This is a genomic window from Luteibacter aegosomaticola, from assembly GCF_023078475.1.
Taxonomy (GTDB): Bacteria; Pseudomonadota; Gammaproteobacteria; order Xanthomonadales; family Rhodanobacteraceae; genus Luteibacter; species Luteibacter aegosomaticola.
The window spans coordinates 1,972,027-1,985,993 of the sequence record NZ_CP095741.1 but is presented as its reverse complement, the minus strand read 5'-3'; the positions used below and the strand labels follow the sequence as shown (position 1 = coordinate 1,985,993).

Annotated in this window: 11 protein-coding genes; 3 read left to right on the top strand and 8 right to left on the bottom strand. The window is 66.3% G+C overall.

The window, feature by feature from the left end; translation table 11 throughout:
* Positions 1-20: 20 nt before the first annotated feature.
* The 6 genes from L2Y96_RS08670 to prmB all read right to left on the bottom strand — a co-directional run bounded on the left by L2Y96_RS08670 (position 21) and on the right by prmB (position 7,100).
* A complete protein-coding gene (locus tag L2Y96_RS08670) occupies positions 21-2,501 on the bottom strand; it encodes a motility hub landmark protein FimV (RefSeq protein ID WP_247335659.1) in 2,481 nt (826 codons plus the stop codon).
* A 194-nt stretch (positions 2,502-2,695) separates the two neighbouring features.
* Positions 2,696-2,998: a hypothetical protein gene (locus L2Y96_RS08665; RefSeq protein WP_247335656.1), complete on the bottom strand. Its 303-nt coding sequence runs from the start codon at positions 2,996-2,998 to the stop codon at positions 2,696-2,698.
* Positions 2,998-4,026: an aspartate-semialdehyde dehydrogenase gene (locus L2Y96_RS08660; RefSeq protein ID WP_247335653.1), complete on the bottom strand. Its 1,029-nt coding sequence runs from the start codon at positions 4,024-4,026 to the stop codon at positions 2,998-3,000. Before L2Y96_RS08660 ends, L2Y96_RS08665 begins: the two co-directional genes overlap by 1 nt.
* A 29-nt stretch (positions 4,027-4,055) precedes the next feature.
* Positions 4,056-5,054 carry a 2-hydroxyacid dehydrogenase gene (locus L2Y96_RS08655; RefSeq protein ID WP_247335646.1) on the bottom strand — a complete coding sequence of 333 codons (999 nt, stop codon included), beginning with the start codon at positions 5,052-5,054 and terminating at the stop codon, positions 4,056-4,058.
* 3 nt (positions 5,055-5,057) lie between these two features.
* Positions 5,058-6,161, bottom strand: coding sequence for a chorismate synthase (gene aroC / locus L2Y96_RS08650; protein WP_247335643.1), 1,104 nt, complete (start codon positions 6,159-6,161; stop codon positions 5,058-5,060).
* 18 nt (positions 6,162-6,179) lie between these two features.
* On the bottom strand, positions 6,180-7,100 hold the full coding sequence (prmB, locus tag L2Y96_RS08645) for a 50S ribosomal protein L3 N(5)-glutamine methyltransferase (protein WP_247335641.1): 921 nt from the start codon (positions 7,098-7,100) through the stop codon (positions 6,180-6,182).
* 660 nt (positions 7,101-7,760) lie between these two features.
* Between prmB and L2Y96_RS22895 the strand changes: the two genes are divergently transcribed.
* The gene (locus L2Y96_RS22895) at positions 7,761-7,892 is read left to right on the top strand and encodes a hypothetical protein (protein ID WP_256452201.1); all 132 of its coding nucleotides are present in this window, start codon (positions 7,761-7,763) and stop codon (positions 7,890-7,892) included.
* 375 nt (positions 7,893-8,267) lie between these two features.
* Positions 8,268-9,755 carry a tetratricopeptide repeat protein gene (locus L2Y96_RS08640; protein WP_247335640.1) on the top strand — a complete coding sequence of 496 codons (1,488 nt, stop codon included), beginning with the start codon at positions 8,268-8,270 and terminating at the stop codon, positions 9,753-9,755.
* A gap of 101 nt (positions 9,756-9,856) precedes the next feature.
* Here the strand turns inward: L2Y96_RS08640 and L2Y96_RS08635 are convergent, their stop codons facing one another.
* The gene (locus L2Y96_RS08635; protein WP_247335638.1) at positions 9,857-11,974 is read right to left on the bottom strand and encodes a phosphocholine-specific phospholipase C; all 2,118 of its coding nucleotides are present in this window, start codon (positions 11,972-11,974) and stop codon (positions 9,857-9,859) included.
* Between the two features lie 3 nt (positions 11,975-11,977).
* Positions 11,978-12,775 (bottom strand): histidinol-phosphatase, encoded by a 798-nt coding sequence (gene hisN, locus L2Y96_RS08630; RefSeq protein WP_247335636.1) that lies wholly within the window; start codon positions 12,773-12,775, stop codon positions 11,978-11,980.
* Positions 12,776-12,949: 174 nt separating this feature from the next.
* On the opposite strand from hisN, the gene L2Y96_RS08625 reads away from it, so the two are divergent.
* Positions 12,950-13,954 (top strand): ABC transporter substrate-binding protein, encoded by a 1,005-nt coding sequence (locus L2Y96_RS08625; RefSeq protein WP_247335634.1) that lies wholly within the window; start codon positions 12,950-12,952, stop codon positions 13,952-13,954.
* Positions 13,955-13,967: the final 13 nt, after the last annotated feature.

Sequence of the window (13,967 nt, the reverse complement as noted above, 5' to 3'; positions counted from 1 at the left end):
TCCCACGGGTGGTTCCGCTATCAGGCGATGCCGTCGAGGATGCGGCGGGCCGTGTCCTTCTGCATCTGGGTACCTTCGCTGATCACTTCGTCGAGCATGAGGCGGGCGCCTTCGGCGTCGCCCATGTCGAGGTAGGCGCGGGCCAGGTCGAGCTTCGTATCGACCGGGTCATCGCTGAAGCTTTCCGAGCCAACGGCATCGGTCGGCTCTTCATCCGTGAAGGTCGGCTCGTCGAAGCGCGGCGGCTCCGCCGGGGTCGCCGGGGCGACCGGTTCGACGACGGTGTCTTCTTCATCGAACGACCAGGTCGAACGCTCTTCCGCGGGGGCCTTCTCTTCCTTAAGGATGTCGCCAAACGCCGGGGCGGCATCGTGCGCCTCGGTGTACGGCGATTCCGGCGCATCCACGTCGAACACATCCGGCGCGTGCGGGCGGCTATCGGCCTCGGCGCGCTGCACCGGGGTCAGGTCGAAATTGAAGTGGTACTCGCTACGCTTCTGCGGCGCGGGCTGGGCCGGCTGGGCGTCTTCGTCCGGGCTGGTGACGTAGCTGCCCAGGTCGAACGCTTCCAGCGCGGCGTCGCCACCGAGGGTGTTATGCGACGGCGCGTAGGTGTCGCCCTCGTACGGATCTTCGACCGTCTCGACCGGCTGGCCGCCAAAGAGCGGGTGCGACGGCGCGATCTCTTCGCCCATCATCACCACCTCGCGCCACTCCGCCTGCTCCGGGTCAGTGACGTGTGCGTACATGGCTTCCGCCGCTGCTTCGAAATGATCGACGTCGCGACGGCCGTAATACAGGCTGACCAGCTCCAGGTGCAGGCCGATGTCGTCCGGGTGCTCGGCAAGCGCGTCGATGATCTCGCGCTGATCGGCATCCATGTGGCCGTCGTTATCCAGATCGAAGCCGCTGAACGACGGCTCCTGGCCGAAACGGTCGGCGAGCGAGCTCGGCGCCACCGGGCCGGCGGCGATCGCCTTCTTGCGACGGCCGAACACGGCGGCGACCAGCAGCAGGAGGATGACGACGGCGCCGCCACCCCAGGCCCACGGCTGCATGAACCACGGATCTTCTTCCACCGGCGGCGCGATCACCACCTTCTTCGGCGCCGGCTTGGCGGCGGGCGGTGCGGCGGCGGCCGGTGCAGCCAGCGGCGTCGTTGCGACCGTGGCTGCCGGGGCGGGCGTCGACGTGTTCGCGGGTGCGTTCGCCGTGGCGGCATTCGGGGCCGAAGCAGCCGGGGCCGGCGTCGAAGCCTGGGCGGGCGTCGCGGCGACGGCCGGTGCTTCAGCCGCCGGAGCGGCCGCCGTGGCGGCCGGCGCCGGGGCACTCGCGGCCGATGCAGGCTGACCGGCCTTCTTGCGGGCGTCGGCCAGCTTGCGCTGGAGCTCGGCGATCTCCGTGTCCTTCAGGCTCAGCAGGCGCTCGTTCTTGGTATTGATCGCTTCCAGGTCACCGACGCGCGACTTGAGCTCGGCGCCCTGCTGCTTCAGCGAAGCCACCGCCTCCTGCGAGGTGGTGAGCTCCTGCTTGAGGCCCGCGACCTGCGCATCGCCCGTGCCGCCCTTCACACCCGCGCGGGTCGAAGCAGCGTCGCCACCTTCCTTGGCCGGCACGATCGCGAGGCGATCGCTCTTTGGGGTGCTGGCCTTGGCCGGTGCGGTGCTGCCGGCCGATGCGCCGTCGGCCACGGAGGCCGGTGCGCGCGCGGCGCCCGAGCGCCACGCTTCGTTCTGGCGGCGGACTTCGGCCAGCGCCGTGGCGGCGGTCTGGGCCTGGATATCGTCCTGCGACGGCATGCGCAACACGGCGCCGGTCTTCAGGGCATTGATGTTGTCGCGGTAGAACGCGTCCGGATTGGCCTTGTGCAGCGCCACCAGCATCTGGTTGATGTCGGCGCCGCCAGCGTTGTCGCGGGCGATGGTCGAAAGGGTCTGGCCGCGCTGGACCGGGCCGATGCTGCCATTGGCCGCCTGGGCCGAAGGCGCCGACGAAGCCCGGGCGTGGCCCGTGGTGGCGCGCGTCTCGCTAGGCTTGGCCGGCACGCGCGACGGTACGTTCTCGGTGCGCGACGGGCGCGACGACGAGGAAGCGGCCGCAGCGGGTGTACCCGGCGGGTCGAGCAGCATGGTGACTTCGCGGATCACGGCGGGGCCCTTGCCCGCGTCGATCTCCACCAGGAAGTCGAGATAGGTATCGCGCACCGGGGCGCCACTGGTGACATGGATCACCGGCTGGCCGGCCGCGTTCTTGCCGACGGTGAAGCTGAGCTGCACCGGCATGCCGGCCTTGCTCAGGCCCGCGCGGGAAAAGGCTTCATCGGATGCCAGGGCGACATGCAGGTCGCTCGGGTTACCGGTAACACCCGTGAGGGGGATCTCGGCCGACAGCGGCTGGTCCATGGTGGAGTGGACCTGGACCGCCCCGAGGCTCTGGGCCAGGGCCTGGCTGCCTCCCATGGCAAGCGCCAGCATGATCGACAGCTTCAAAGTACGGTTCATCACGTGCATCCCCCGAACAATTCCATGCTGGCGGCACGCCTCTACGGGCGGTCGGCCGCGAAGGCGCCACTGTAGTGCACCCCAGCAACAACTAACAATAGCGGCTACGGGCATTTACGCGACAAGTTTCACTCGTTCGCGAGGCCCGTACACGCCCCCCTTACATGTTTATCCCGCGCCCGGGCCAAGGCCCTTCACGGGTGCCGCTCGGCTTCCAGCTGCCGTTCGAGCTCCGCGATCTTGCGGTCGCGCTCCTCCAGGGCTTCCCGGGAGGCCTTCGAATTCGATTCCAACGCATCCACGCGCTTCTGCAGATCCTTGACGTTCTTCCCTTCCGCCGCCGCCTGCCCTTGCGAGGCTTCAAGCTTCGCCTTGGCTGCCGCCGCGGGCCGGGTGTCCTGCGCGGCCGGCGCCGCCTTCGCCGCCTGGCCCTGGGCTACCGCGGCAAGCGGCAACACCAGGAGCAGGCAGGCGATGACGGCGCGGCCGGTTTTCATTACAGGTAATCCCTGATCAGGATTTCCGCGATCTGCACGGCATTGAGCGCCGCGCCCTTACGGATATTGTCGGAAACCACCCACAGGTCGAGGCCGTGCTCGTGCGAGATGTCCTCGCGGATACGGCCGACGAACACCGGATCCTTGCCCGCAGCGTCGCTCACCGGGGTCGGGTAACCACCCGCCTGGCGCTCGTCGATTACCACCACGCCCTCGGCCTGCTCGAGCAGCTCGCGGGCACGATCCGCGGTGATCTTGTCGCGGGTCTCGATGTGCACGGCCTCGGAATGGCCGTAGAACACCGGCACGCGGACGGCCGTCGGGTTCACCTGGATGGATGGGTCTTCCAGGATCTTCCGGGTCTCCCAGACCATCTTCATTTCTTCCTTGGTGTAGCCATTGGCCTGGAAGTCGTCGATGTGCGGGATGACGTTGAAGGCAATCTGCTTCGGGAACTTGGCCGACTCGACGTCCTGGAAATTCAACATCTGGGCGGTCTGCTTGCCCAGCTCTTCCAGGCCGCTACGGCCCGCGCCAGAGACCGACTGGTAGGTGGCGACATTGATCCGCTCAATGCCCACCTCACGGTAGATCGGCGCCAGCGCCACGAGCATGCCCATGGTGGAGCAGTTCGGATTGGCGATGATGCCGCGCACGGTGTAGTCAGCGATGGCGTGCGGGTTCACCTCGGAGACGACCAGGGGAATATCATCCTGGTAACGGAATTCCGAGGTGTTATCGATGACCACGGCACCGGCCGCAGCGGCACGCGGAGCGTGCTCGCGGCTAACCGAACCGCCGGCCGAGAAGAAGGCGATGTCGACGCCAGCGAAGTCGAATTTGGCCAGGTCTTTGACGACACAAGGTTTTCCAGCGAAATCGACGGTACCGCCCGCCGAGCGCTCGCTCGCCAGGGGAATCAGTTCGCTCACGGGAAAGTCCCGCTCGGCCAGGATCGCGAGGAGGGTTTCGCCGACCGCACCGGTCGCGCCCACCATGGCCACCTTGTAACTCGTCTTCTTGCTCATTTTCGCTCTTGTTGGCGTGGGTAGAGGGTCTAGCTGGCGTCAGCCAGCACGCCCGGGTTGAGGATCGTGGGCGGCCGACCGGCGCAGGGACCATGCCCAAACGCAGCCAGCACATTGTCCACAGCCAGCGAAGCCATATCGCGACGTGTGTCGCGACTTGCGCTAGCGATGTGCGGACTTAGCACCACATTGTCCTGTTCAAGCAGGTCCGGGTGGACCTTTGGCTCGCCCTCGAACACATCGAGGGCCGCCGCGGCGATCTCGCCGTCGGCCAGCGCCCGGGCCAGGGCCTCGTCATCGACGATACCCCCTCGGGCGATATTGGTCAGCGTGGCCGTGGGCTTCATGGCCTTCAGCTCGGCCGCGCCAATGGTGTGGCGGTTGGCCGGGGTAAACGGCAACACCAGGATCAGGTGATCCGCCCGGGCCAGCAGGGTGGCCTTGTCCACGTAGGTGGCGCCGCATTCCTTTTCGATGGCGGCATCCAGGCGCGACCGGTTGTGGTAGATCACGGGCGAGCGGAAGCCGGCGGCGCGACGGGCGATCGCCTGGCCAATCCGGCCCATGCCAAGGATGCCGATGGTCTTGCCGTGCACATCCGCGCCCAGCCAGCCCTCGAAGCGCGACCCCTTCCACTGCCCTGCCCTGAGCCAGCGCTCGGCCTCGCCCACCCGGCGGGCGGCCGCAAGCATCAGCGCCCAGGCGTAGTCGGCCACGGTCTCGTTGAGCACATCGGGCGTATTCGAGGCACCCACGCCGGCTTCGGTGAGCGCGTCGATATCGAGGTTGTTGTAGCCCACGCCGGTATTGGCCACGAAGCGCAGCTTCGGCGTGTGCTTCAGCACGGCGGCATCGATCCGGTCGGCCAGGCCAAGGATGGCCGCGTCCGCATCGCGCAGGTGCGCCACGAGCTCGTCGGCCGAATAAGCCCGCTCCTCGGCTTCCTGCGTGACATCGAAATGCTCGCGCAGGCGGTCGACGATATCGGGGAAGAACGGCCTGGAGATCCAGACCTTCGGCTTGCTCATCGTTTACTCCTGGATCGTGCCGGGGATCTGCGGCGGCATCGGCACCACGTCACCACACTGGGCACGGTGACGCAGTGCCTGGTCCATCAGCACGAGGGCCAGCATGGCCTCGGCGATAGGCACGGCGCGGATGCCGACACAGGGATCATGCCGGCCCTTCGTGACCACTTCGGTGGCGTTCCCAGCGCGGTCGACGCTGCGACCCGGGACCAGGATGCTCGAGGTTGGCTTGAAGGCCATGGACACCACCACGGGCTGGCCAGTGGCGATGCCACCCAGGATCCCGCCCGCGTGGTTGGAAAGGAAACCCTGGGCGGTGATCTCGTCACGGTGCTGGGTGCCACGCTGGTGCACGGCATCGAAGCCGTCGCCGATCTCCACGCCCTTCACGGCGTTGATCGACATCATGGCCGCGGCGAGTTCGCCATCGAGCTTGCCGTAGATGGGTTCGCCCCATCCCGCCGGCACGCCATCGGCAACCACCGTGACCTTGGCGCCCACGGAATCACCCGACTTGCGCAGTGCATCCATATAAGCCTCGAGCTCGGGGATCTGCTCGGCAAACGGCCAGAAGAACGGGCTGGTTTCGATCGCCTCGGCCTCGAAGCCACGCGGGGTGACCTCGCCAATCTGGCTGACGTGGCCCTGCACCGTCACCCCGTAGCGATGGGCCAGCCATTTCTTGGCGATGACACCCGCCGCGACACGCATGGTGGTCTCGCGCGCCGACGAGCGGCCGCCGCCGCGCGGGTCGCGCACACCGTACTTCTGCCAGTAGGTGTAGTCGGCGTGGCCCGGGCGGAAGGTGTCGAGGATGTTGCCGTAATCCTTTGACCGCGCATCGGTATTGCGGATCAAAAGGGCAATGGGCGTGCCGGTGGTCACGCCTTCGTAGACGCCCGAGAGGATTTCGATATCGTCCGCCTCGCGGCGCTGCGAGGTGTGCCTGGAGCGGCCGGTGGCGCGCCGCTCGAGGTCGGGCCGGAATTCGCTGGCCTCCAGCGGGAGCCCCGGGGGGCACCCATCGACCACGCACCCGATCGCCGGGCCGTGGCTTTCGCCGAAGGTGGTAACGGAGAGGAGCTTGCCGAACGTATTGGAGGACACGGTACTTCCGTTGGGTGTTTAGTTCCGCGCGGCGCGCACTGCGGCGATGTCCGCGGCGTGGGCGACCAGGTCGCGGCGTTCGAGGGCGAAGATACCCATCTGGCCGACCTTAAATTCCAGCCACACGAACGGGACGCGCGGCAGGAGGTTGACCAGGGCATGCTCGCTGTCACCGACTTCCACGATCAGCAGGCCATCTTCGCTGAGGTGGTCGGCGGCTTCGTCGAGCATGCGCAGGGTGATGTCCAGTCCATCATCGCCGGATGTCAGGCCAAGGACCGGTTCATGGCTATATTCGGCCGGCATGGCCGCATATTCGTCGTTGGTGACGTACGGCGGGTTCGACACGATGAGGTCGTACACCTCGCCCTGCACCCCGGAGAACAGGTCGGACTTGACGGCGCGGACGCGCTCTTCGACGTGCTGGTAGACGATGTTTTCGTTGGCGAGGCTGAGCGCATCGTCGCTGATGTCGACGATATCGACCTGCCAGTGCGGGTTGTACTCAGCCATGGCGATGCCGATGCAGCCGGAACCGGTGCACAGGTCGAGGGCGCGCTCGACGTGGCGGTCTTCGAGCCAGGGGTGGAAGCCGCCTTCGATGAGCTCGGCGATCGGCGAGCGCGGCACGAGGGCGCGGCTGTCGCTCTTGAACTTGAGGCCGGCGAACCAGGTTTCGCCTACCAGGTAGGCGACGGGGACGCGGTCGGTGATGCGCTTTTCGATGAGGGCGAGGATTTTCTCACGCTCGGCCGCGACGAGGGTGCCGGCACCGTAGGCGGGCGGCAGATCGGGCGGCAGGTGGAGGGCAGCCAGGACCAGGTGGGTGGCCTCGTCGATCGGATTGTCATGGCTATGGCCGAAGGTGAGGCCTGCGGCGGAGAAGCGGCTGGCGCCGTAGCGGATGAAATCGATGATGGAGCTGAGTTCGCTGGTCACGGGCGGGGGCTTTCTTGGGGCTGATTGGGGAGTATAGCCGTCTGAGCCTGCGCGGTTCATTCGCTGAAGCGAATGCGTGTGACCAGCGGCTGGCGCCGCCTTCGCGCTCGGGCGCCTCTGGAAGGATGCCTTGGGGCCCACCCTCGCTGCTCAAACAGGTCCTCCGCGTTCGTAAAGGAGTGCGCCTCCGGCGCATGTGTATCAATTAGGCCTACGGCCGCTCACTTGTGCGGAACTCGCCTCGAGGGTGGGCCCCAAGGCCTCCCGGACACTCTGAGGTTGCATGGCGGGAAAGCGCATGACCGGTACGTGATGGCAACCGGCGACGCTGTAGGAGCCCACCCTGTGGGCGACATCTTTCGCCTCGACGCCCAGGCCCTGGCTCGGATCACGACCGATCAAAGGCGGGACGCCGCAAGATCGGTAGGGTGGCGCGAACGGCGTCGCCCACAGGGTGGGCTCCTACAGGGTGTGTGTGTGACGGGCCGGACAGGTGGGGGCGGACAGCGGCCTGTCCGAGGACATTGATCGGTACGGCGTGAGATCCGGCGAAAGGGCGCTGTGGCGCGGTTCTTCGGGCATTTCGGCGGTTGGCACGGCGAATGCAATCTCTCTGGCGAAGGGCGCTAACGCCCACTTGCCCAACCACGGAGACTGGCCATGAAAACCGAAACCTTCCTGCTGAAGACCTTCTTTGCCGCTGCCGTCCTGCTGAGCGTGTTGACGATGGGGGCGATGGTGACGACGAGCGTGTCGACCATGCCGGCAAACGCGATCGCGTCCGCACAGTGAGGCAAGCGGGTTTGCTTGCGGTGTCTTGCTTTTGATTGGTTGGGATGGGCGCAGGGCCTGAGCGTTGACGCGAAAGATGTCGCCCACAGGGTGGGCTCCTACAGCGAACGCGGAGGACCTGTCTGAGCAGCGAGGGTGGGCCCCAAGGCCTCTTTCCTCAGACGTCCTAGCGCGAGGCGGCGCGAGCCGCTCAACACATGCATTCGCCAAAGCGAATGAACCGGTTCGACAACGCGATGCCGAAGGCGAGCCCTACCGTAGCGCCAAAACTGCAACATCGGCCGTCGGACGTGGCCGTTTTGCAGATGGGCCGGGATCGCGGCGAGGCGTAAATTGGCGGGCGCCTCTTTCCCCGGGGCGAATGCAAGGGTTGCCATGAACGCTCGACCGTGCGTCCTGCTCCTCCTGCTGGCCATCGCCGGTGCCGTCCACGCACAAGCCATGCACGACCACGACCATGGCATCCCCGAAAAGCTCGGCACCGTATCGTTTCCGGTCGCCTGCTCCCCCACCGTGCAACAGCCGTTCAACCGCGCGGTAGCGTTGCTGCACTCCTTCGCCTTCGACGCCGCCCGAAACGCCTTCGCAAATATCGCGAAGCAAGACCCCTCATGCGCCATGGCCCACTGGGGCATCGCCATGACCTACTTCCATCCGGTGTGGCAGCCCGCCCTGCCCCCAGCCACTTTCGCCGCCGGTCAGAAAGAGGCCCAGGAAGCCCTCCGCCTGCAGCCCGCCGCCGGAAGTGACCGGGCCTACATCCAGGCACTGAACCAGCTCTACAAGGCGGACCCCAAGGCCACACCCAGCCAACGCACCCTCGCCTACGAAGCCGCGACGGCCAACGTTGCGCACGATCATCCTGGTGATGTTGAAGCGCAGGTCTTCTACGCCGTGGCTCTGCTATCCAACGCATCGCCCACCGACAAGACCCACGCACGGCAAAAGCAAGCGGTTGCGATCCTCGACCCACTCTTCAAGGCCAACCCTGACCATCCCGGCATCGCGCACATCCTGATCCACGCATGTGACAGCGCCGAACTGGCGGCGCATGGTCTGGCGGCCGCGCGGAAGTACGCGAGCATCGCGCCGTCGGCTTCGCATGCGCTGCATATGCCTTCGCACATCTTCACGCGGCTCGGACTGTGGGACGATTCGATCGCGTCGAACATCGCTTCGGAAAAGGCCGCACATGCACAGGGTGACCTGATGGGCGAACTGCATGCCATGGACTATCTCGTCTACGCGTACATGCAAACGGGGCGCGTTAAAGAAGCACGCCAGGTGATCGCCGCGATGAAGCAATTGCCGCGGCTGGACATGACCGACTTCGCGATCGCCTATGCGTCGACGGCCATGCCTGTTCGCGTGGCAGTCGAAGAGCGGCACTGGGATGAAGCCGCAGCCATCGCGCCTCCACAGGGGGCGCCGGAGTCCGTCGTTGCGATTGCCGTATGGGCGAAGGGTATGGGTCTGGCGCGCACCGGGCACGCTGACGACGCACGCAAACAAGGGGAACGATTGCGCGGGATCGAGGCTCGGCTGCATGTCGCCGGCGATACTTACTGGGCTGACCAGACCGGCATCCTTGCGACCGAAATCATGGCGTGGGCCGCGCAGGCGAGTGGCAATCCCGCAGGAGCCGTGGCGCTGCTCAGTGATGCGGCCGAGAAGGAAGACCGCATCGAGAAGCGACCGGTAACGCCAGGGCCCATCGTGCCTGCGCGCGAGCAATTGGGTGAGTTGATGCTCGAACAACACAAGCCCGGACCGGCGCTGGCAGCGTTCCGCGATGCGCTGGCGTTGGCGCCTGGGCGTGCCGGGGCATTGCGTGGCGCTGCGCAGGCTTCGGCTGCGGACTAACAAACCGTCGCGGTTACCGTCCTGTAGGAGCGCGCTTGCGCGCGATCGGTGCTTGCGGCAAAACCCATCGCGCGCAAGCGCGCTCCTACAAGAGCCGGAACTTATCGCGGGCCGGGGTCGCTCGTGGCCGGATTACCGTCTTCGTGGTGGCCGGCGTATCGACGCAGGTAACGCGGGGCTTCAGGGGTCGTGATGCTTACGTCGTACCAGCCGGCGCTGCCTGCCAGGTCGATGGCGACCGTTTCCGTGGCGCCGGCGTCGATGTTCACGTGGCGCGGTTCTTCCGTGTCATAGGCATTGCTTACGCGGCAAGCCGCACGGGTCTTGCCGTGGTTCGTGATAGCGACTTCGACACGGCGCTCGCCGGCCACGCCATGCACGACCGCTTCCAGCGTGTCGTCGGCGAAGCCGCGCAAGGCCGCAAAGTAACCGTTCGGGCCGTGGACGCGGCGGTTGTATGCATCGCCCGAGGGCGCCAGTGCCCAGCTGTCTTCGATGCGGTCTCCCGCGCAGGCGGTATAGCGGCGCGGCGGCGCATCACGATCGAGGCCGTCGTAAACGAGGAAAGCCGCACCAAGCACGCCGGCGTTATTGAAGGCCAGGTGGCTGCGTCCGCCTTCGAGCCGGTGCTCAAGCGTCCAGGCGTAACCAAGCACTCGCGCGGGACGCACGCCCGGCTCCTGCTGCGGCATCACCTGTTCGGCAGGCACGGTAATGGGCACCTTGCCATCGGAACCGCCCGGCACGGCAATCGTAGGCACCTTGCTATCGTGCGTGCCTGCGAAATCGAAACAACTGGTGAGGTCACCGCATACCGCGCGGCGCCAGCTGCTGATGTTCGGCTCCTCGACACCAAAGCGTTTTTCGAGGAAACGCAGCACCGACGTATGGTCGAAGGTCTCGCTGCAGACCCAGCCGCCGCGAGTCCACGGCGATACGACGATCATGGGCACACGGTTGCCGAGCCCGACGACCTGCAGGCCCTTCGGGTCGCTATCGGGGACGATGGGACTGGAGATGCGCGGATGCGCATCGAGATCCATCACCTCGTCGCGCAAGCCGTCCACCAGCGAAGCGGAAACCACGCCGCCTTCGCCGTTCTTCAGCGGCGGCGCGGGCGCGACGACATGGTCGAAGAACCCATCGTTTTCATCGTAGTTGAGGAACAGCACCGTACGGCTCCACACTTTCGTGTTCGCGGTGAGCGCGTCCAGCACGGCACGGATGTAATACGCCCCATCCGCAGGCGACGAGGTGGGGTGCTCGCTGTACTTGTACGGCGCCACGATCCACGTCACCTGCGGCAGGCGGTCATGGACGACATCAGCGCGCAAGTCGCGCAACGTGTGCGTCGAAACACCATTGCGCACGAGCCGGCTCTTCGGATCCGCGCCTTCCTGGACCTGGTACGCGGCGAAGAACTCCAGCGAATTGTCGGTGTAGTTATCGGTCGGCGAACCGGGCTCGCCGGTACCGCCCTGGTAAACGCGCCAGGACACGCCGGCCTTTTCCAGCCGTTCCGGGTAGGTCGTCCACGTATAGCCGTTCGTATGGGCGCGCTCTTCGGTGCCGGGCCCGTTGTCCTTGCTGCCCAGCCGGCCAGCCGGATCCGACGTGCCGCTCCAGAGGTAAATGCGGTTGATCGCGGTATCGGCCAGTGCGGACGCATGGTAGGCGTCGCACACGGTGAAGGCGTCGGCCAGCGCGTAGTGGAAGGAGGCATCCTCCCGGCGCAGATAGGCCATGGTGAGCACATCCTGCTTCTGCTCGATCCAGCGATCGTTGCGGCCCAGGTTCCACGAACCATGACCGGTGCTCCAGCCGTGGTCGGTGCCTTCGTGGTGATCCCCGCTGGCGCGCGTATCAAGATGGAACGGATACACCCAGCCCACATCCGCACCGATGCCGCGTGATTTCCAGAACTTCGTGTGGGTCGCCGTCGTCGGCTGCTTCCACACCGGATCGCCGTTACCCAGTTCAAGCACGCGTGGGTCGTTGAACCCGCGAACGCCGCGCAGCGTGCCGAAGTAGTGGTCGAACGAGCGGTTTTCCTGCATCAGGATCACCACGTGGCCCACATCGGCGAGCGTGCCCGTACGGCGGTCCGGTGCCGTGGCGAGTGCCCGCGCGATGCTCGCCGGAAAACCCTGCGCGATCAGCGACGCGGCGGCGGTGGCGGCTGCGCCCTGCAGGAACCGGCGGCGGTCGCTGGAAAACATGGGTCAGTCCTTCAGTGAAGCAATGATGGCGGCATGCAGCTCCGGCGTCGCGGCAGCCACCACGCGGCCACCGCTCTGCAGACCGAGTGCCTGGCCTTCCCAATCGGTCATGACGCCACCAGCGGCCTCGACCACAGGCGCGATGGCCAGGTAGTCGTACGGCATGAGATTGGATTCGATCACGGCATCGATATGGCCGGACGCGAGCATGCCGTAGCTATAGCAATCGCCACCGAAGCGGCGCGCATGCGCGGCCTGGCTGGTGCGGTCGAAACGGGCCCACTCGTCGGGCGTGAACATGTCCGGCGTGGTGGTGTAGAGCGTGGCCTCGGCCAGCGCCTGGCATGCACTCGTGTGGCAACGCACGCCATTCATCGTGGTGCCGACGCCCACATGACCCACCCAGCGTTCATCGAGCACCGGCATGTCGAGCACCCCCAATACGGGCTTTCCGCCGCGCAGCAAGGCGATCAGCGTACCCCACAGCGGCCAGCCGGAAATGAAGCTGCGCGTGCCGTCGATGGGATCGATGGACCACACGAACTCCGCGTCCACGCGCGTGGCGCCGTATTCCTCGCCCAGCAGGCCGTGGGCCGGCCACGCCATCTCGATGCGCTCGCGCAGCATCGATTCCACGCCACGATCCACGGCGGTGACCGGGCTCATGTCGCGCTTGACCATCACATCGACCGGCCGGCGGAAACGTGGGAGAGACAAAGCGCGTGCATTGTTGGCGATGCCGGTGGCAAAGGCCTCGAATTCAGTCCGCTCAGCGGCGGACAGCGAAACAGGGACGCTCACTCGTGACTCCAAAAAGACGTGCGTGATCTAGCGTTTGCACGTTTCAGGTTAATGACGAAAACGGAAATTTTCCTGTGGACGCCGAGTCCACATGTTTGCAAATATACCCAAAACGCCACACGGGTGGGTGAACTTTTCCACCCCGAAGGTTGCACGCTCACCCCAGGGTCCGCCATGCGTCCAAGCCGCCACATCGCCAGCATCGCCGCGTTGCTCGCCCTGGGCGTGACGGCTGCCCGTGCGGGCAGCCTTACGGTGTACTCGGCGCTGGAGAGCGATGAGATCGCCACGTACCTGGCAGGCGCAAAGCAAGCCCTGCCGGACGTGGATATCCACGTGCTACGCCTATCCAGCGGCGACCTGGCCGCCCGCCTCCTGGCCGAATCGGCCGAGCCACGCAATGACGTGGTCTGGGGCATGGCAGCCACCGACCTGCTGGACCCGCGCATCGCCGCCCTGCTCCAGCCAGTGCATAGCGGGACGATCGATGCCCTGCCCGCGCGTTTCCGCGGTAAAGACGGGCGCTGGTTCGCGCCCACCGGCTATATGGCTGCGCTCTGTGTGAACCGGGAAGCCCTGGCCGAACACGGCCTGCCGATGCCACGCAGCTGGCATGACCTCGCCTCACCGAAATACAAAGGGCAGATCGCCATGCCTGACCCGGCCTCCTCCGGCACGGGTTACATGGTGCTCTCCTCGCTGAGCGATGCGGGCCGCGATGCAAAAGGCATGCAGCTGGTCAGCGATATCGCCGCGAACCTCGGCCAGGTGACGCTTTCGGGCTCGGCGCCGTGCAAGCTGGCGCGCATTGGCGAGTTCCCGATCGGCGTGTCGTTTGCCTTTTCCGCGATGCAATCGATCCACCAGGGCTATCCGGTGACCATGGTGTTGCCCAGCGACGGCACGGGTTACGAACTGGAAGGCTCCGGCCTGATGAAGGGCGCCACCAACGCCGAGGACGCGAAGCGCTTCCTCGACTGGACCGCCTCGCCTCCCGCTGCCGCGCTGTATCGCGGCTACAAGGAAATCGTAGCGGCACCGGGCAGCACCCCCACCCAGGAACAACAGCGCGCAGGACTGCCGGCCAACGTGGTCGCCACGCTGCCTGCGCGGGATTTCGACGCCGCAGCGCGAGAGCGCGCGGCACTTATTGCACGGTTCAAGCGGCTGACGCGCTGACGCGCGGCCGCAG

Bases quoted from the DNA above. Each gene is read 5' to 3' on its own strand.
- L2Y96_RS08655 (WP_247335646.1), bottom strand. From the start codon at position 5,054: ATGAGCAAGCCGAAGGTCTGGATCTCCAGGCCGTTCTTCCCCGATATC.
- L2Y96_RS08665 (WP_247335656.1), bottom strand. From the start codon at position 2,998: ATGAAAACCGGCCGCGCCGTCATCGCCTGCCTGCTCCTGGTGTTGCCG.
- L2Y96_RS08635 (WP_247335638.1), bottom strand. From the start codon at position 11,974: ATGTTTTCCAGCGACCGCCGCCGGTTCCTGCAGGGCGCAGCCGCCACC.
- L2Y96_RS22895 (WP_256452201.1), top strand. From the start codon at position 7,761: ATGAAAACCGAAACCTTCCTGCTGAAGACCTTCTTTGCCGCTGCCGTC.
- L2Y96_RS08660 (WP_247335653.1), bottom strand. From the start codon at position 4,026: ATGAGCAAGAAGACGAGTTACAAGGTGGCCATGGTGGGCGCGACCGGT.
- L2Y96_RS08640 (WP_247335640.1), top strand. From the start codon at position 8,268: ATGAACGCTCGACCGTGCGTCCTGCTCCTCCTGCTGGCCATCGCCGGT.
- L2Y96_RS08625 (WP_247335634.1), top strand. From the start codon at position 12,950: ATGCGTCCAAGCCGCCACATCGCCAGCATCGCCGCGTTGCTCGCCCTG.
- L2Y96_RS08670 (WP_247335659.1), bottom strand. From the start codon at position 2,501: ATGAACCGTACTTTGAAGCTGTCGATCATGCTGGCGCTTGCCATGGGA.